The following is a 16,958-nucleotide window of genomic DNA, read 5'->3' on the forward strand; positions in this document are numbered from 1 at the left end:
TGCGGATCTCCATATTTAAGCGTTATGCTTTTGTTTGCGTTCTGGTATTTTCATCATTATCACATTCTGATGAGTTGTGCTTTTCGCTGGCGGTATTCTGATGAGATTTCTGAGTTTTTTAACCGGACGTGTATTCATGGATCTCCTGCAGCATGGCAAAGAGATTGAGGAATCTATTGCTCGTCGTGATACCCGTCTTTTGAATCATTCCACTCCCGAGCTGGAACGGTATTTTTCTCGTCCTCTCGACGAGCTTCCGCGTCAAAATCCTTACCCGATAGCGGCGCTGTTACCTCTGTTTTTAGTGGCATTTGCGTTAAATCTTCTGCCTTTTCTCCACACGTTGCAGGGGTTGTCGCCTTTACATCATGCACTGAGTTTTTTCGTACCGTCATTGATAATCCTTGTCACGCTCATTGTTAGTAGCGTGCTTCTTGCCCGAGGTGTGACGTCAGGTTTGCTGGGCGTTATGGCATTGTTCATCATCCTACTGGTCATGACCCTCGTTCAGGCGCTACATCTCCTGTTTTCTCATGGCGGAAGCCTTTGGCCAATTGTCATCGCATGCTTCACCCTGTTACTTTGCCGGGTGGTGATGAATAGCAGAGGTTTTGTGCTGTTTACCCTCTATTGTCGCACTCAGCGTCTTGCCAGACTGGCACGTGAAATCCGGTTAAAAAGCCGTTAAGGGGAGGTATGACGTTACGAAAAGCTAAACCGCAGGAAGCCGAAATACTCTGGGATATTCGCAATCAGGCGATTCGTCACGGCTGTAAAACCAGTTACGACGCGGATGTGATTGCGCGCTGGACGCCCGACCTTATGCCCGAACACTATCGAAAAATGGTCATAGATTACCCCTTTTATGTGGTGGAGGATGAAAAGGGTGACATCGCGGCGACGGGTTATCTCGATCTTGATACGCATAGCCTGGAGGCGATATTCACCTTACCTTCAGCATCAGGTAAAGGAATGGCGACACGGATCGTCGAGGCACTGATCAACGAAGCCCGCAGCCGTGGAATTACGCGCTTGCTGCTCGATTCGACGCCAAACGCCCGGTCGTTTTATCATAAGCTCGGTTTTGTCACGCTGGGCGAAAAGCATCATCACTCACGTATGGCGGGTGCTGATTTACGCTGTTTTGAAATGGCAATCACGTTGTAATGTGAGGAACACATGGCTGTCACGGTAAGATCGTTGCGCGCAGATGACTATTCCCAGTGGCGACCGCTGTGGGATGGCTATACCCATTTTTATGATTGCTACCTCGATGAATCCGTTACCGCGTCGACCTGGGAAAGGGCGCTCTCAGATAACTCACCCCTATTTTGCCGGGTCGTAGAGAAGGATGAACAGGTTATCGGTTTCGCGATGTGTATTCTGCATGAAGGCACCTGGTCGACAGCCCCCATCTGCTACCTGGAAGATCTCTTTGTGAATGCTGCAGAGCGCGGGGCGGGAGCAGGAAAGGCGCTGATAGATGCCTTGATTGCGGAAGGCCAGCGCGAAGGGTGGTCAAAACTTTATTGGGTCACCCGGGAGAGCAACCCGGCGCGTAAACTCTATGATAAATATGGTGAGGCTGACGATTACGTCCGATACCGCATACCCCTTTAACGTCAAATCGCCTGTGTTTGTATCACACTGTATCAGCGTCCCGGATACATACACAGGCTTGCAATAAACCCGCTTTCGCACATATCCGCTATACAGTGACATGTTGTTATATCTCCGTGAAATGTACACAACCGGAGATATCAACATGTTTAGCAAACTCGCTTACTCGACTCTTGCATTGACCGTTTCTCTTGGCACCGTCATGTCCTGCCATGCGGAAGCCACGGGCAACGATTTCGCCTCGGCATTTGATCACCCTCAGCAGATTAACGCTGGCGATCTCAACGTCGGCTATGTCGACATCGGACCGAAAACCGGTCAGCCGGTGATTTTGTTACACGGCTGGCCCTACGATATTCATAGCTATGCGGAAGTGGCGCCCGCACTCGCGGCAAAAGGCTATCGTGTTATCGTGCCTTCACTGCGCGGATACGGCACCACGCGGTTTATCTCGGATAAAACACCGCGTAACGGTCAGCCTTCCGCCATGGCGAAAGACGTTGTTAACCTGATGGACGCGCTGAACATTAAGCAGGCCGTTTTCGCGGGTTACGACTGGGGGGCCCGCACGGCGGATATCGTCGCCGCGTTATGGCCAGAGCGCGTTAAATCGCTGGTCTCAGTGAGCGGTTATCTGATTGGTAGCCAGGCCTTAGGCAAACAGCCCTTGCCGCCGAAAGCCGAGGTTCAGTGGTGGTATCAGTTCTACTTCGCAACCGAGCGCGGCGCGGAAGGCTATGCTAAAAATACCCATGATTTCGCGCGTCTGATCTGGACCCAGGCATCACCGGACTGGAAATTTAGCGAGGCCACCTTTAACGCCAGCGCCAAATCGCTTGATAACCCAGACCACGTTGCCGTAACGCTCAGCAATTACCGCTGGCGTTTAGGCCTGGAGAAAGGGGAGCATAAATACGACCGCTACGAGCAGAAGCTGGCAATGCTGCCGAACATCACCGTGCCTACGATCACCATTGAGGGCGGTAATAACGGCGCGCCGCATCCTGCACCCGCGGCCTATGCCAGCAAATTTACCGGAAAATATGAGCACCGAACCTTTGGTGCCACCGTCGGGCACAATCCTCCCCAGGAAGATCCGCAGGATTTCGTTAAAGCGGTCGTCGACGCTGACGCGCTTTAAAATGTGCTATTTTCAATCCGTTACCCTTCATTCTGGAGCTTGCGGTGGAGCATATTGATCATATCCTTGTCGTCGATGACGACAGGGATATTCGTGAACTGATTGTCGCTTATCTCATTAAATCCGGCTATCACGCCTCCGGCGCGGCGAACGGTAAAGAGATGCATGCGGCGCTTAATAAACAGCACGTCGACCTGGTTGTGCTGGATGTGATGATGCCGGGCGAAGACGGTCTGACGCTGTGTCGACAGCTGCGCAGCAGCAAGCATAAAGATTTGCCGATACTGATGCTGACGGCCCGCAACGAGGAGACGGACCGGATCCTGGGGCTGGAAATGGGCGCCGACGATTACGTGGTTAAACCCTTTGTTGCCCGCGAGCTTCTGGCACGCATCAAAGCCATTATGCGTCGTTTTCGCACGATGCCGCCCAATATGCAGGTCACCGAAGCAGGGCGGTTGGTTGAGTTTGGCGACTGGCAGCTCGACACCGTTGCTCGTCATCTTATCGACCCGGAAGGCACGATCGTGGCACTTAGCGGTGCGGAATATCGCCTGCTGCGCGTTTTCCTTGACCATCCCCAACGTGTTTTGACGCGCGACCAGCTGCTGAACCTGACTCAGGGGCGAGATGCCGAACTGTTTGAACGTTCGATCGATCTGTTGGTGAGCCGAGTCCGCCAGCGTCTGAATGAAGATGCGCGAACGCCGGCCTACATTAAAACCGTTCGTAGTGAAGGCTACGTTTTCACCATGCCGGTGACCATTAAGGAGGTTAATGAATGAGCCTCTGGCCGCGCTCGCTGCTGACCCGGCTGCTGATTATTGTGCTGGTTGGGCTGCTACTGGCTAATGCGCTCAGCCTGACGCTGGTTATGGTGGAGCGCATGCGCAGCGCCCGCACGGTGATGTTGGGTAACCTGGAATATGATGTTGCTACCAGTGTCGCCATTCTTGACCGTCTTCCGGCGAATGAACGTCCGGCATGGCTGGCGCGGCTTGACCGGGGAAATTACCGCTATATTCTTGGGCCGGGCGAACCGGGTGCGGCCCCGCAGGACAAGCGGTCGCAAGATGCTGTGCGCACCCTCAAAGAGACGCTTTCTGCAGACTACCCCCTTTATTTTACGGCCGTTGCCGGGCCGGTGTCGCACATTCAGGCGCATATCACCTTAAGCGATGGTGCGCCGCTTACGATTGATCTCATCCCCCGCATGCCGCCGGTCGCCAGTTGGCTACCCGTGGTGCTGATTTTACAACTGCTGCTTTTGGCCACCTGTTCGTGGGTTGCCGTGCGTCAGGTGGTGCGGCCATTCTCGCAGTTTACTCGCGCGGTCGACTCCCTGGACCCGTCGTCACATGCCGCCATGTCCGAGCAGGGGCCGATCGAAGTGCAGCGCGCCGCGCATGCCTTTAACGCCATGCAGTCCCGCATTCAGGCTTACCTCCGCGAGCGCGGGCAGATCCTGGCGTCCATTTCACACGATTTGCAGACCCCGATAACCCGTATGAAGCTGCGCGTTGAAATGGCCGAACAACCTGTACTGCGTGACAAGCTGCTTAACGACCTCGACAACATGTCGCGTTTGGTTCGGGAGGGTATTGCCTATGCCCGGTCATCAGAAATTCTTGAAGAAGCCACGGTGAAGATGGAGTTAAACGCCTGGATAAATACCCTTGCCAGTGATTATCAGGATGTCGGTAAGAACGTGCAGTTTCAGGCAAGCGACGAAAGGCTGCCCATCGTCACTCGCCCCCAGGCGCTGCGGCGGGTAATGACCAATTTGTTGGACAATGCGCTTAAATTCGGTGATTACGCCGAGATTGAAATTGAGCCTCAGGCAGAACAGGTTGTTATTCATATCAAAGACGGCGGGCCGGGAATTCCTGATGCCGAACTTGATGCGGTATTACAGCCTTTTTATCGTATTGAAACATCCCGTAATCGCGATACGGGAGGAACCGGGCTTGGCCTTGCCATCGCGGCGCAGCTCACCGCGCAGCTGGACGGGAAACTTCACCTGGCGAATCGCACCGAAGGGGGACTGGAGGTTTCCGTCGCGCTGCCGCGCCGTTGATTGTACGGTTTTGTATCTGCGTTCCGTACGGATACGGTGGCAGACAAATCGCGCAGATTTGCACATCATCTGAACACATCAGTACGTTGAAATAACCTCACTGCAGCTACGCAGTCAATCTGTTATGTGAGGTCGTTATGTTTCTGATTATCCCTTTTTTAGGCGGGATGATTAGCCTGCTGAGCCCCTGTACGCTCCCCGTTATTCCGCTGCTGTTTGCTGGCTTTCAGGGGCAGCGGCGACACGTCGCGGCGCTTCTCGCGGGCATGGTTGTGATGTTCACCCTGGTGGCCCTGGCCGTTACGGCTGCCAGCGAGTGGATCGTGCAAGCCACGCTGGTAGGGCGCTGGATCGCACTCATGATTTTGGCCACCGCAGCCCTTGCGCTGATTTTCCCGCAGTTTGCTCAGCGTATTGCCACACCCGCGGTCCATGTCGGCAATGCGCTGAATACCCGAAGCGGACAAACGCGTGGAGTGTCTGCCGCATTTCTGGCCGGGCTCGCGGTCGGGCTGCTCTGGTCTCCCTGCGCGGGCCCCATTCTTGGCGCGATCTTCAGCCTCAATATCGCGGGTCACTCGCCCCTTACCACCGGAACGCTGCTCATCGCCTACGGAAGCGGATGCGCGCTGATGCTGGGATTGCTTGTTGCCGGAGGCCGTAAGTTGATTCAGCCGTTAAGGGCGAAATCGGCGCTCATGGGACGACTGCGTCAGGCGGCAGGTGCAGTGATGTTGGCCGCGGTGGCATTTAACGTCACGGGGATGACGTCGGCCTTAAAAGGGGCAAATGGCATCGCCGATCGGCTCGAAAACTCACTGTTAAACCTGGCAAAACCGTCGACCTCAACCGTGAAATTGCAGCCGGTGGTGGACAGCGCACCGAGCAGTGAATTACCGTCATTAAGCGGCGGCACCGGATGGCTAAATGGTGACCCTGTCACGTCTGAGTCACTACGAGGGAAGGTGGTTCTGATCGATTTCTGGACCTGGGACTGCATTAACTGCCAGCATACGCTTCCCCACGTCCGGGACTGGGCCAACAAATACCAGTCTCAGGGACTCGTGGTGATTGGCGTTCACACGCCAGAATATCCATGGGAAAAACCGCTTTCGTCCGTAAAAAATGCGGTCAATAAATGGCAGCTCCCGTACCGGGTGGTGGCGGATAATCAGTATCAAATCTGGAATAGATTTGGAAACCATTACTGGCCCGCGCATTACTTCTTTGATGCCAAAGGACAGCTACGCTATACCTCATTCGGCGAGGGTAACTACGACAAACAGGAGCAGGTCATTCAACAGCTTCTGAAAGAAGCCCGCTCCTGGACGCCACCTCAGGGTTGACGCTGAGCGACGATGAAAAGCCGTGGAAACGCCAGCAGTATCTGCCCATTCTCCTGGAGCGGATACTGCTCTTCCAGCAACGCCTGATAGCGCTTCAGGTAGGCTTTTCGCTCGCTTTCGTTAAGATCCTGCAGCCACGGACGCAATCCCGTGGCGCTGACCCAGTCAATAATAGCCTGGTGCGAGCTCATCTTGTGGAAATAGGTTGTCCGCCAGATATCCACCTCGCATCCAGCCTCCGTCAAAATATCATAGTAGGCATGCACGCCGGGCAGCGGCTCACGGCCACGGTCGGGATAGCCTTGTTCGTAAGCCACTTCGCGCATTGAAACATGCGTAGGTTCAAGCCAGTTGTCGGGCATTTGAATCGCCAGCACGCCATTCAGACGAAGCAGCGAAATCAGGTGCGGCAGCAGATCGTAATGGTCCGGGATCCACTGCAAAGAGGCGTTGGCGTAAATCACATCGAGCGGCTGGTGTGGTGTGAACTGGCGAATGTCTGCCTCTACAAAGTGGCATTCAGGCAGCGCGCTGCGCGCTTCTTCCAGCATGGCGGGAGAGTTATCCACCCCTGTTATGTGTGCCGACGGCCAGCGCTGCTTCAGCAATGCGGTACTGTTGCCCGGACCACACCCCAAATCAACGACGGTGGACACCGCATCCAAAGGAACACGCGCCAGAAGCTCGGCGGCAGGGCGTGTGCGTTCCGCGCTGTATTGCAGGTAGAGAGAAGGATTCCAGTCGGCCATGTTCGCAGCTCCATTTCACGGGATTAAGGAAGAATAGCACAGACAAATACCCGCACAGCGGCAGGTATCTGACAACGCGATGTTTATAGGATCCCTTTCAGGGCGACGTGGTAAATCAGCATGATGGTTTTGCCGTCTACAATTTGGCCGGTCTCGATGCCGCGGAGCGCCTCGTCCAGCGTCACTTCAAGCACGTCGATATCTTCCCCCTCTGATTTGATTCCGCCACCTTTGCCGGTTTGATCCTGAGGGTGATATTCCGCCAGGTAGAAATAGAGTTTTTCCGTTACCGAGCCAGGGCTCATATAGGCTTCGAAAATTTTCTCTACGCGCGACACCGCAAACCCGGTCTCTTCCTCGGCTTCCGCTTTGATACGGCTTTCAGGATCCATATTGTCGAGCAGCCCGGCAGCGGCCTCTATCAGATCGCCTTCATGACCGTTGATAAAGACCGGAAAGCGGAACTGGCGGGTGAGGATGATTGTTTTTTTGTCTCGATTGTAGAGCAGTATGGTGGCTCCGTTGCCCCGGTCGTACACTTCTCGGCTTTGGCGCTGCCACTCGCCGTCGCGGCGTCGTTTATCAAAGGTAAATTTTTTCAGTATGTACCAGTTATCAGATAGGGTTTCGCTCTCGATAATGCGGATATCTGCGCGTTTTGATTGCACGTTCGGCTCTCCTTACGTAGAGTTAAGATCATAAACAGCACTATCGTGCGCCCTCAAGATAAAACATGCAATATCAGGAAAGTCCGATGCTCACCAGTCAGCGAAAACAATTGATTCTGGAAAAACTCGAAGCGGAAGGTCAGGTACAGTCGACAGCACTCAGTGTCCATTTTTCAGTATCTGAAGACACCATCCGGCGCGATCTCCGCGAGCTGGCGGCAGAAGGGCGTTTGCAGCGCGTGCACGGCGGTGCGCTGCCGGCATCGTCGGCGGTAGTACCCTTTGCCGAGCGTAAAACCGTGAAAATGGATGCGAAGAAAAACGTTGCCCGAAAGGGCGCTCAGCTCATTTCGGCAGGACAAGTGGTGATTATCGACGGTGGCACGACCACCGCTGAGTTAATCACGTTTTTGCCCCGAGACCTGCAGATTACCGTCGTCACGCATAGCCCGAGTATTGCGCTGGGTCTGGTCGAGCACCCTTTGATTGACGTTATCCTGATCGGCGGACGTCTGTACAAGCACTCGATTGTCACCGTAGGTGCGGCAGCTATCGAAGGCATTGGGAACATACATGCGGATCTGCTCTTTATGGGGGTAACGGGCATTCACCCGGAGGCAGGGCTGACGACCGGCGATTTCGAGGAGGCATGCATCAAACGTGCATTTTCCGGCAGAGCCGCGGACACCATTGTGCTGGCTTCACCTGAAAAGATTAATACCGCCTCGTCATTTGCGATCGGCGATGTGTCGCTGGCGAATACGATGGTTGTGGAAGAAGGCACGGATCAGGCCTGGATAAATGCGATAACAGAGAAGGGCGTGACGATCGTTAAAACCGCTGATCGGACACATGAATAACCGTTTTTCTGCCAGCTTTTTGGTCAGGCTGTCCTTGCGGTAAAGGTTATTGATTAAGCGAGTTCTTATACTGCTGATTTTCAACAGTATAAGGGATTCCATGGCAGACATTTCAATTTTAACGTTCGGGGCAGATCCGAGTGCTGAACGTATATCAACGACGGCTATCCAGCAGGCTATTGCGAAAGCAAAGCCTGGCGACAGCGTGGTGATCCCTGCAGGCCGTTATCTTACCGGCGCCATTTTTCTTAAAAGTGATATCACGCTGCATCTGGTGCAAGGTTCGGTGCTTTTAGGCAGCCAGCACCTGGAAGATTACCCCTTAATCGACACTCGGGTTGCCGGCATTGATATGCGGTGGCCAGCAGGAATAATCAATGTGATTAACGCGCAGAACGTAAGCCTCACCGGAACGGGTACCCTCGACGGGCAAGGGCGGATCTGGTGGCAGCGATTCTGGGGAGATGATGAACACGGCGGCATGGTTGGGGACTACAGCGCCAACGGTTTACGCTGGGTGGTGGACTATGATTGCCAGCGGCCACGCAATGTTCTGGTGTATGAAAGTAAGAATATCCTGCTCAAGGATTTCACCAGCTGCGAGTCCGGTTTCTGGAATGTTCACCTTTGTTATTCCCGCGATGTGGCAGTCGAGAACCTGAGTATCATTAATTCAGCGGGGCCAAGCACCGATGGAATTGACATTGATTCTTGCGAACAGGTTCGAATTGAGCGCTGTACGGTTTCCTGCAATGACGACAATATCTGCATTAAGGCGGGCCGCGGGCGCGAGGCTGCGCCAAAAGCCCGTACGGCCAGGGCCATTGTTATTCGGGAATGCGTGTTGAACAAGGGATCAGGCATCACCCTGGGCAGTGAAACCTCTGGTGGGATCGAGCACGTACTGATCGAAAACAACCGTTTCAACGGCACGGGGGTTGGGTTTCGCATTAAGTCAGCCCGCAATCGCGGCGGGTTTATCCGCCATATCACGGTGCGGAATTTGCTGCTTCAGAATGTGCGTTTCCCCGTACTTATCCAACTGAACTGGTTCCCGCAATACAGCTACGGTGATAGCGGCAACCTGCAGGATAAGCCTGAGCACTGGCGCAAACTGGCTGACGGGGTAGAAGGAGAGGCGGGTTTGACGGAAGTGAGCCACCCGACGCTTAGCAATATCACTGCGCGCCGTTCAGACAGCAACTTATTCTCTCGTGCGTTTTTTATCGAAGGCTATCCGGACCGTCCTGTATGCGGGTTAACGCTCGACAATATTTCCGTCGATGCCACCGAGTTTGGGAAAATATCGGGTGTTGAGGGGTTGCGCTTCAATAATGTCCTGGTCACCGCGAATGAACTCACGCAGGACATAAATGATAGCTACGAACGCTGATGGGGATTCCGTCAGGCCTGAGGAATGCTCTCTAAGCTGGTGTAGACCTGAAGACCACGCTTGCGCGCGACCTCAATATCCATATCTGCGCCTTTTGATGCACCTTCGATGCGATAAATCGCGTCGCATTTACCAATGAGGCGATGGGCAACGGGATACAGCATCGCTTCACTGATTTCATCATGCAACGAGGTTGACCCTGCGGCCTTCGCCAGCGGCAGGGCGAGCCATTCACCAATGACCGGGATGTGCCCACGTTCGTACACCGCAAGCGCTGCGTTTTCTAATCTTGCCAGATTGGCATCGATACGTTCCTGAATACCATCCGTGCCGCTACGATAGGGTCCGGCGATTAAAATCAGCTGTTGAGTCATATCTACCTCTGTGAGTGATTATGCATGTTATTGCACGATAATTGCTGTTTTGCAGTGAGATTAAACATAACAGGCATTACCATGCAAGATCAAGTGGAATCATGCATACTGATCACCGAAGTAGCGGTAGTATCAGTCCAATAAGTCGCTTTCAGGTGCATGACAAACCGCCTCGATATTATGACCATCGGGCGCAATGACAAACGCGGCATAATAATTTTTGCCGTAGGAGCGTAATCCCGGCGCGCCATTATCTTGCGCGCCCGTACGAAGCGCGGCATTGTAAAAGTCATCAACTTGCTGACGCGTTGTGGCTACAAAGGCGATATGCAATGGTGCTGGCTTATCATGTGTCTGATACAGGCAAAGTGAAACATCACCGGAACTCATTTCTACGCCGTAGTCTGGAGTGCCTTCATCGATAATGTTTACGCCAAGCGGCTGCAGGGCCTCGAGGAAGAAGGTTTTACTTTTTTCATAATCACTTACGCCGAATTTAACATGGTCAAACATTTGAGCCCCCAGTAAGTAGCGGTGAAATATGGAGTATAGAAGCGGAGCGTGATTATGGTGGATTGGATGCCTGGTAATGTGGGTTTGAGCACGTTCGTTGACGAAGGACAAGGAGGACCATGAAATGCTGGATTTTGCCTTAATCCATTTTAGTGCGCATAATGTATATTATGTTAAATGTTATGGATTTGTTCTTAAGTTCATGAATTCAGCGTATCGGTATCCCCGCTGCGGGAGTATCCCCCAGGACTAAGCGTACCGGTGCTCCAGTCGTAATTTCTGTCCATCGCATCAGAGACGCCTTTATCCCATTTGGCATACGTGGCAAAGAAGCGCAGCTGTGGACGGCTCCAGAATCCAGAATCGAAGGTGAGCGTTGGCGCAATGGTCACCTTGGTCAGCCCCCCTTCCCTTTGCCGTTTACCCCCATGTAGTTTTTATCATCCAGATATTCGTAACCCACTTCATATTGCATGGCGAAATAATAAAATCACTCTGGAGCCCCAATTTCTGGGGGACAAACACATCATACCGAATGAGCGAACCATTAATAATCTGGTGATCGTCGAGGTAAAGCCTGATGTTCCAGTCGACGCAATGCTGCGCTGACAATCGCGTGGGTTTTGCCGATACCCGCTGGCCCAACCAGCCGTAAGGAATGTGCTGTTGCGGCACCAAGGAACTGAGAAGTCAGCAAATTTTGCAGTTGCTGCGCCTGCTCTTCCCATTTTCTCGCCGCATCCATATCTCCGGCAGGAAATGCACACATATACTCTGCGTGGAACTGTCGGAACGATTCTGTATCACTATGCTTGCCATGCTTTTCATAAAATTTATCTTCTTGAGCATGGCGGGCATCAGCGAAAAGTGTCAATAGGGATGACAGATGTTCAGAACGCTGAATGAAGTACGGGAAATTACGGAACACTCGCAGAATGAGTACAACAGCGAGCGTCCCTATGGTTCCCTTAAGAACCTGACGCCGAAAGAATACCGGCTGTTGGCTGAATAAACGGAACGCTCAAAAGTGAGTGAAGTAAACTAGGTTTGCTTACACTACTTGTCTTTGGCCTCAATATGTATGGACTCCTTTAGTGAGTTAGTATCGGGTAGAGCTTTAGTCCACATATGATGGGCTTCTGTAGCAAAACTAATCACTTTTGATATAAGTAACTTATCAGCACCTACATCGCTGGTTTCCTCATAATCCCCTGTTTTGTATTTGTAATGAATTAGAGTAGTTTCGATTTTTCTCTGTGCTGTTCTGTAAACTGACCAAAGATTTTGAGGTTTTCTTAGCTGAAGCCATGCGGTAGAAAATGCGGCTATCGCCGATAGTACTGATGGAATAACCTTTGACAACCACACGCCTTCCCCGAGACTGACGAATAAAGGAGCAAGTAACGAACAAATCATTACTCCACGAAAGCACCAAATACTTTCAGCTTTGTTGTGATCTGCTTTCGATTGAAAATGCTTTGCTTGACCTAAAGCGTAACTCGCCGCTGATTCTGTGCCTAAATTGTTTAAATTAGACATACATTACCTCAATTTATAGTACTTGTTTGTTGTTTGTTCTACAGTTTCTAGCTAATAGAAATTTAAGCGATAATCCTAACCAATAGAACAATTCAAAACTTTAAATAAGTTCTTTTATTAACCCATAAACAGCCTTAGCAGATATCAAAGCAGCTACTCTATGATACTCATCTCCCTTATTAGTATTACCGTTATCTACGACAGACTTAGCACTGAAGTAGTTTGGTTTTAATGGAGAGCGTCGTGCAGCTTCATAAAGTGCGTAAGATTCCATTTCAAAGGCAGTCTTTTTTCTATGTTGTGAAGTAATGTAGTCCAACATCTTCTCGTCAGCAATTACACTACTACCACTAGATGTTGTTGCGGTATATATTTTCACATCTAAAGTTGATGACCCATCAACCATTTCAGATTCTGAAAGATGCACACCTTGCGCGACTGCATCAACAAACCCATCTTCTCTTACAATTCTATTGATAGCGATTTCGGTATCGTGAATCAGTGGAATTGAATAACTTTCTGGTACAAAACCTTTACTTGTCCATTTACCTGCATCATGCTGATCGCACTGCGAAGGAATGACTATGTCGTAAATGTTGGCATTCCCCTCTATACCAGCACAAATACCACTCATGCAGATAATTTTGGGTTCGAATAAATCAATAGCTCGCGCACTAACGATAGATGTATTAACCAATCCCATTCGTGGAGGGACAATTATAAGGCCTTTACGTCCTTCAATCATCATATCCTGACAAGAAAGTCCATACTTGATTGAAGTCTTGGGCTTTGCGTAACCGGCCTCGATATAAGCAGCTGCTTCTTTCTCTAAAGCACAAACAATAATAAAATCATAAGTAGTCTTTGGGATGCATAACTCGATCTTCCTAAAAAAAGCCGATTTCCATTCGTCAGACCCCTGCTCATAAGTTATTACATTGATGTCATATTTATTGAGGTTTGAAAAATTACTTTCAGCTGAGTCTGAAAATTGAGTGATTGCAATAACTGGTGTCTTATAGTTTTTAGACTCATAATCTCTAATTAGCTCTATAATTTTCGAAGTAACATCTTGAGGCTCTTCCTCATCCTTACCAAATATAGGCAGAACCAAATCAGCAACTACTAAATCAAATTTTTCCTTGGTTATTTCTGTGTTGAATTTAAAAATAGAATCGCATTCTTTAATGTTTATTTCAAACCCAATTCCATTTAAGACGCCCTTGATTTCCGATAACTTCTGCGGATTATCTTCTACAACTAAAACTTTCATAAATTATCCAATATGCTTTTCAAATGTTCTTGCCAAGACGATTCTTCCTCTTTGTACTCAATACAAGCCATGACATTACACCCTAACTGCGTCTTGAATTCAATTTTAGCTTGAGTTAAATCGTAAAACTTACCTGAGATATCTATATCAGGGTATTGAGTTACGACAATACATGGGTCATTCCTCTCTAAATAATTTAGTTCGAGCAGCACATCAATCCCTCCTGTTAGAAGAGATGTTGGAGAACCGCCGCCAATAACGGAAGGATGACTGGGCAGCGCCATATCCACTAAAATCAGATTAAAAATGTCACTATTCACAATGTTAATAGCTTCAGCTAAGCTTCCAGCTATCTTGATTTCTGGATCCGAATAGTAGCCAATCAAAAATTGGACTAAGCTGTCAGCCTTGAAACTATCGTCTTCGATAATCAATATATTTTTCATAGATGGCCCAACCTGTAAATCATATCGATGCAAACTTTTCGTTTAACACATTCTATGGTAATTATTTCAAAGTTCTCGTCATACTTGTCTAGGTGGTAAAGTTTTTTGATGCCACTCAAGTTTTCGACAGTTTGGGCTGTATCAATCTCAGCATCATCTAAATCGACTTTAAGTAATTGATTAATAGTAAATTCACTTGAAGAATCACAGATTTCTGAATCAAATTTCACGCGGACAAGTGCACTTAATTCATCACGCTCAATTGTGAAATTTCTGTAAACACTACCTGCATTTTTACCATGTTTTGCAGCATTGAAAACAATGACGTAGAGAGCATCATAGAGTACATGATAAGCACCTCCTATTAATTCGATGTCGTGTTCTTCATCAAAACTTGTGTCTGGTTGAAAATTTGGAAAGCTCTGCTTAACTTCAGTTACCACTACTTTATATAACAGGTTCAATGATGCTTTAGGTGATATACTTTGAGGTTTTTTGAACCAACTATACATATCAGTCAATTTGTCATTTACTAGGCGCTGAACTTCCCTATAAAAACTAGACACCCTCGATTCGTCCATTTTTGTTTGTAGCGCTTTTCTCTTAATTTCATTCAACAAATCTAAATCTACAAGATAATTTTTTCTACTTTTCAAAAAGCCATGAACAGATCTCATATCAATCTCAGCCAGCCTCCAACAATACTCATTAATTAATAAAATAGCGTTGTATGAGCTTTCACTTTTATCGAAATCAGAATAGATATTGTTAATGCAGCCGTTCAGAACTTCTATTTTGTTATGCCCTGTGATTTCTGGAGAAAGAAATCCTTCAAATGTACTGCCATTCTTTATATGAAGTTTATTTTTAACAATAGAGTCCACTTCATTCTTGTAATTTTCTTTAAAAGCTCCCCATAAAGGGAATATTAAAGGATCATCAATAATGTCATCATAAGTTTGCTCAATATCATTAACTACGCTATGATACAAATGGCCTTTAAAAGTACCATGTCGAAGTCTTCTTCCTAAATAAGATGCTATACCAAATAGGTTATTAGAGCAAAACTCTGAATAACACTTGGAAATTATTTGAATAATTTGTGGTTCATTTGTATTAATCACTTCCTTATCATGCAGTGAAAACGAAAGCACTGTCGTTAGGTCTTGCGCTATTTCATCTTGCATCCACTCCAAAAACTTAGAAGTATCTACATATATTCGATTGTCGTCTAGTTCACCTTTGACGAGGTTAATCTTGTGATCTATTCTTAGGTTTTTTGCTCTCACCTTATAGTTAGTATCACCAGTTAGATCCCCCATCCAATCATGAAGACTAGCTCTAGTTTCTGTAATTTTCTCTGTCGTACCTATGACATGACTAAGCTTAGATATAAAATCTTCCGTACATACCTCATATGTGAATTCAGCAACAGCCCGAGACTTTTCAGCGACACTATCTATAAAATTAACTAAGTTTGATTCATTATACTTAATTATATAGTTTTGTAGCTTTCTACGTAATTTATAATGGTCAGCTTCATTTTTGCTTCTCTTGTAAATCAACAATAACAACACAATCTCGGATAGCACGCCTGGTGAAGACAGTATAAAATTTTTGATAAAACTGATATTTATTGTTCGTGCTAAATCTCGAGTGTTCTCCATTAATCGGAGTAATACATCTTCAGTGGTAATTATCATGCCTTCATTTATATGAATCATTAAATTTAGGAGCGCTGAATTTGAAATTGACGACTTATTTACGGACAACTTGCTCCCACCAAACTCCAACAAGTTCTCACTGGTAAGAATTTCTTCAATACCTTCAATTCTTACATTTTTGATTATTCTCAATACTAATTCATCATTCATTTCAAAGTATGGAGATTCAGGAGAGTCATTAAAGTGGTCAATAAGCAATCTATACTCAACAACTTCATCATTCTCTAGCCAAGCACAACTACGTTGGAAAAAAACTCCTTCTGGGTCTTCATATTGCTCTGTTAGATTTACAATTTCCTGAATAGGCTTTGAGTTATTGTTAATTAATTTAAAAACCCAATCGATATTGATGTATTTAGATTTATCAAAAAGATTACTATTCACTTTCGTAATAATGATGGCATCCACTAAACTTGACTGTAAACAACTTTGCGTCAATTGAATCAGGTCTGCAGTGTTTTTGGCATGTGGATGAAATCCAATCCGTAGTAAATCTCTTGTAAATTGATTGAAAACTCCTCGGTCTTTCGTAGACATTACAGATTTTTTAACGCTTAAATAGTCTTGTTCTTCTTTAAAACAATAAAGCAAAGTGTTTACTACGTTACTTCTTACTCCATATGATGTAATAATCCTTGAAAGGCTATCAAATTTAGACATCTCATCACTGGATATAACAAATATTGCTTTCCTTAATAAAAGATGACTATGACCATGATTTTCTATAGCTTTGCTTATTAGTTTTTCTGCTAAAAAAAGATCATTTTGATATATACTTTCGTTTATCTCAAATAAATCCTCAAGGAATTTTTCAACTTTTCTTTTATTTAACTTTATTGCGTTATCTATATACGAAAGATTTTTTTCCAAACCTAAATCATCTAGCCTTATGAAGTCATCTTTGAACTGAGGCTCTTTAGGAAATAAATCTGGAAGTAACTTGCGACCTATTGACAACGCCTTGACTGCATTTTCTGCTTGGTACAACTCAGTGACATTACATTTTTCTCTTAGATTATTCATCAAATCTATAGAGTCTGTATCACTTCCAGATGCAATCGCCCTAACTTTATTTCGTGTAGAGTTCTTTAATGTTCTTAGAACGGCAGAAATATTACTTTTATTATCAAATGGAAAAATCATTATATACCTATTTTTTAATGCTTTTGGCAATTGAAGTACCGTTACGTTAGAGACGATAAGCTATTTACAAATACCTAACCTATCAGCCGCAG

Annotated in this window: 18 protein-coding genes and 3 pseudogenes; 11 read left to right on the forward strand and 10 right to left on the reverse strand. The window is 47.6% G+C overall.

Going from position 1 to position 16,958, the window contains the following annotated elements; translation table 11 throughout:
• The first annotated feature begins 100 nt into the window (after positions 1–100).
• The 7 genes from ENTMO_RS0112255 (at position 101) to ENTMO_RS0112285 (ending at position 6,184) form a co-directional block, all read left to right on the forward strand.
• Positions 101–688 carry a hypothetical protein gene (locus ENTMO_RS0112255; RefSeq protein ID WP_029485080.1) on the forward strand — a complete coding sequence of 196 codons (588 nt, stop codon included), beginning with the start codon at positions 101–103 and terminating at the stop codon, positions 686–688.
• A gap of 8 nt (positions 689–696) precedes the next feature.
• Positions 697–1,167, forward strand: coding sequence for a GNAT family N-acetyltransferase (locus ENTMO_RS0112260; protein ID WP_010431153.1), 471 nt, complete (start codon positions 697–699; stop codon positions 1,165–1,167).
• Between the two features lie 12 nt (positions 1,168–1,179).
• Positions 1,180–1,620, forward strand: a complete 441-nt coding sequence (locus ENTMO_RS0112265) for a GNAT family N-acetyltransferase (protein ID WP_010431155.1) — start codon at positions 1,180–1,182, stop codon at positions 1,618–1,620.
• A 145-nt stretch (positions 1,621–1,765) separates the two neighbouring features.
• On the forward strand, positions 1,766–2,761 hold the full coding sequence (locus ENTMO_RS0112270) for an alpha/beta fold hydrolase (RefSeq protein WP_010431156.1): 996 nt from the start codon (positions 1,766–1,768) through the stop codon (positions 2,759–2,761).
• Positions 2,762–2,805: 44 nt separating this feature from the next.
• On the forward strand, positions 2,806–3,546 hold the full coding sequence (locus ENTMO_RS0112275; protein ID WP_010431159.1) for a response regulator: 741 nt from the start codon (positions 2,806–2,808) through the stop codon (positions 3,544–3,546).
• On the forward strand, positions 3,543–4,838 hold the full coding sequence (locus tag ENTMO_RS0112280; RefSeq protein ID WP_010431162.1) for a sensor histidine kinase: 1,296 nt from the start codon (positions 3,543–3,545) through the stop codon (positions 4,836–4,838). The genes ENTMO_RS0112275 and ENTMO_RS0112280 overlap by 4 nt, the downstream gene beginning before the upstream one ends.
• A gap of 137 nt (positions 4,839–4,975) precedes the next feature.
• Positions 4,976–6,184: a cytochrome c biogenesis protein/redoxin gene (locus ENTMO_RS0112285; RefSeq protein WP_010431164.1), complete on the forward strand. Its 1,209-nt coding sequence runs from the start codon at positions 4,976–4,978 to the stop codon at positions 6,182–6,184.
• Here ENTMO_RS0112285 and tam read toward each other — a convergent pair.
• Together tam and ENTMO_RS0112295 are read right to left on the reverse strand one after the other, a co-directional pair.
• Positions 6,175–6,933 carry a trans-aconitate 2-methyltransferase gene (tam, locus tag ENTMO_RS0112290; protein WP_010431166.1) on the reverse strand — a complete coding sequence of 253 codons (759 nt, stop codon included), beginning with the start codon at positions 6,931–6,933 and terminating at the stop codon, positions 6,175–6,177. The genes ENTMO_RS0112285 and tam overlap by 10 nt on opposite strands.
• An 83-nt stretch (positions 6,934–7,016) precedes the next feature.
• Positions 7,017–7,601, reverse strand: coding sequence for an NUDIX hydrolase (locus ENTMO_RS0112295; RefSeq protein WP_010431172.1), 585 nt, complete (start codon positions 7,599–7,601; stop codon positions 7,017–7,019).
• An 86-nt stretch (positions 7,602–7,687) separates the two neighbouring features.
• On the opposite strand from ENTMO_RS0112295, the gene ENTMO_RS0112300 reads away from it, so the two are divergent.
• Both ENTMO_RS0112300 and ENTMO_RS0112305 read left to right on the forward strand, forming a co-directional pair.
• A complete protein-coding gene (locus ENTMO_RS0112300) occupies positions 7,688–8,461 on the forward strand; it encodes a DeoR/GlpR family DNA-binding transcription regulator (protein WP_010431175.1) in 774 nt (257 codons plus the stop codon).
• Between the two features lie 100 nt (positions 8,462–8,561).
• Entirely contained in the window at positions 8,562–9,854 is a 1,293-nt protein-coding gene (locus ENTMO_RS0112305) for a glycoside hydrolase family 28 protein (protein WP_010431178.1), read from the forward strand.
• Positions 9,855–9,865: 11 nt separating this feature from the next.
• On the opposite strand, the gene ENTMO_RS0112310 is transcribed toward ENTMO_RS0112305, so the two are convergent.
• The 3 genes and pseudogenes from ENTMO_RS0112310 to ENTMO_RS0112320 all read right to left on the reverse strand — a co-directional run.
• Positions 9,866–10,228: a TIR domain-containing protein gene (locus ENTMO_RS0112310; protein WP_010431180.1), complete on the reverse strand. Its 363-nt coding sequence runs from the start codon at positions 10,226–10,228 to the stop codon at positions 9,866–9,868.
• A gap of 132 nt (positions 10,229–10,360) precedes the next feature.
• Positions 10,361–10,741 carry a VOC family protein gene (locus tag ENTMO_RS0112315; protein WP_010431183.1) on the reverse strand — a complete coding sequence of 127 codons (381 nt, stop codon included), beginning with the start codon at positions 10,739–10,741 and terminating at the stop codon, positions 10,361–10,363.
• Between the two features lie 200 nt (positions 10,742–10,941).
• A pseudogene (locus ENTMO_RS0112320) lies at positions 10,942–11,222 on the reverse strand (carbohydrate porin); the annotation flags it as partial.
• On the opposite strand from ENTMO_RS0112320, the pseudogene ENTMO_RS26960 reads away from it, so the two are divergent.
• Positions 11,219–11,323: pseudogene (locus ENTMO_RS26960) on the forward strand (antibiotic biosynthesis monooxygenase); the annotation flags it as partial. The pseudogenes ENTMO_RS0112320 and ENTMO_RS26960 overlap by 4 nt on opposite strands.
• Here ENTMO_RS26960 and ENTMO_RS26605 read toward each other — a convergent pair.
• Positions 11,289–11,615 carry a hypothetical protein gene (locus ENTMO_RS26605; protein WP_237702328.1) on the reverse strand — a complete coding sequence of 109 codons (327 nt, stop codon included), beginning with the start codon at positions 11,613–11,615 and terminating at the stop codon, positions 11,289–11,291. The pseudogene ENTMO_RS26960 and the gene ENTMO_RS26605 overlap by 35 nt on opposite strands.
• A 12-nt stretch (positions 11,616–11,627) precedes the next feature.
• Here ENTMO_RS26605 and ENTMO_RS26135 point away from each other — a divergent pair.
• A pseudogene (locus tag ENTMO_RS26135) lies at positions 11,628–11,753 on the forward strand (IS3 family transposase); the annotation flags it as partial.
• Positions 11,754–11,797: 44 nt separating this feature from the next.
• Here the strand turns inward: ENTMO_RS26135 and ENTMO_RS0112330 are convergent.
• The 4 genes from ENTMO_RS0112330 to ENTMO_RS26360 all read right to left on the reverse strand — a co-directional run bounded on the left by ENTMO_RS0112330 (position 11,798) and on the right by ENTMO_RS26360 (position 16,896).
• On the reverse strand, positions 11,798–12,280 hold the full coding sequence (locus tag ENTMO_RS0112330) for a DUF4231 domain-containing protein (protein ID WP_010431195.1): 483 nt from the start codon (positions 12,278–12,280) through the stop codon (positions 11,798–11,800).
• Between the two features lie 100 nt (positions 12,281–12,380).
• Complete coding sequence (locus tag ENTMO_RS0112335) at positions 12,381–13,553, reverse strand: phosphorylase family protein (protein WP_010431199.1); 1,173 nt, start codon at positions 13,551–13,553, stop codon at positions 12,381–12,383.
• Complete coding sequence (locus ENTMO_RS0112340) at positions 13,550–13,999, reverse strand: DNA-binding transcriptional response regulator (RefSeq protein ID WP_010431201.1); 450 nt, start codon at positions 13,997–13,999, stop codon at positions 13,550–13,552. Before ENTMO_RS0112340 ends, ENTMO_RS0112335 begins: the two co-directional genes overlap by 4 nt.
• The gene (locus ENTMO_RS26360) at positions 13,996–16,896 is read right to left on the reverse strand and encodes a hypothetical protein (RefSeq protein ID WP_202795937.1); all 2,901 of its coding nucleotides are present in this window, start codon (positions 16,894–16,896) and stop codon (positions 13,996–13,998) included. Before ENTMO_RS26360 ends, ENTMO_RS0112340 begins: the two co-directional genes overlap by 4 nt.
• Positions 16,897–16,958 lie beyond the last annotated feature (62 nt).

The sequence above is a fragment of the Enterobacter mori LMG 25706 genome (assembly GCF_000211415.1).
Lineage (GTDB): Bacteria > Pseudomonadota > Gammaproteobacteria > Enterobacterales > Enterobacteriaceae > Enterobacter > Enterobacter mori.

Bases quoted from the DNA above. Each gene is read 5' to 3' on its own strand.
- ENTMO_RS0112255 (WP_029485080.1), top strand. From the start codon at position 101: ATGAGATTTCTGAGTTTTTTAACCGGACGTGTATTCATGGATCTCCTG.
- ENTMO_RS0112260 (WP_010431153.1), top strand. From the start codon at position 697: ATGACGTTACGAAAAGCTAAACCGCAGGAAGCCGAAATACTCTGGGAT.
- ENTMO_RS0112265 (WP_010431155.1), top strand. From the start codon at position 1,180: ATGGCTGTCACGGTAAGATCGTTGCGCGCAGATGACTATTCCCAGTGG.
- ENTMO_RS0112270 (WP_010431156.1), top strand. From the start codon at position 1,766: ATGTTTAGCAAACTCGCTTACTCGACTCTTGCATTGACCGTTTCTCTT.
- ENTMO_RS0112280 (WP_010431162.1), top strand. From the start codon at position 3,543: ATGAGCCTCTGGCCGCGCTCGCTGCTGACCCGGCTGCTGATTATTGTG.
- ENTMO_RS0112285 (WP_010431164.1), top strand. From the start codon at position 4,976: ATGTTTCTGATTATCCCTTTTTTAGGCGGGATGATTAGCCTGCTGAGC.
- tam (WP_010431166.1), bottom strand. From the start codon at position 6,933: ATGGCCGACTGGAATCCTTCTCTCTACCTGCAATACAGCGCGGAACGC.
- ENTMO_RS0112300 (WP_010431175.1), top strand. From the start codon at position 7,688: ATGCTCACCAGTCAGCGAAAACAATTGATTCTGGAAAAACTCGAAGCG.
- ENTMO_RS0112305 (WP_010431178.1), top strand. From the start codon at position 8,562: ATGGCAGACATTTCAATTTTAACGTTCGGGGCAGATCCGAGTGCTGAA.
- ENTMO_RS0112310 (WP_010431180.1), bottom strand. From the start codon at position 10,228: ATGACTCAACAGCTGATTTTAATCGCCGGACCCTATCGTAGCGGCACG.
- ENTMO_RS0112315 (WP_010431183.1), bottom strand. From the start codon at position 10,741: ATGTTTGACCATGTTAAATTCGGCGTAAGTGATTATGAAAAAAGTAAA.
- ENTMO_RS0112330 (WP_010431195.1), bottom strand. From the start codon at position 12,280: ATGTCTAATTTAAACAATTTAGGCACAGAATCAGCGGCGAGTTACGCT.
- ENTMO_RS0112335 (WP_010431199.1), bottom strand. From the start codon at position 13,553: ATGAAAGTTTTAGTTGTAGAAGATAATCCGCAGAAGTTATCGGAAATC.
- ENTMO_RS0112340 (WP_010431201.1), bottom strand. From the start codon at position 13,999: ATGAAAAATATATTGATTATCGAAGACGATAGTTTCAAGGCTGACAGC.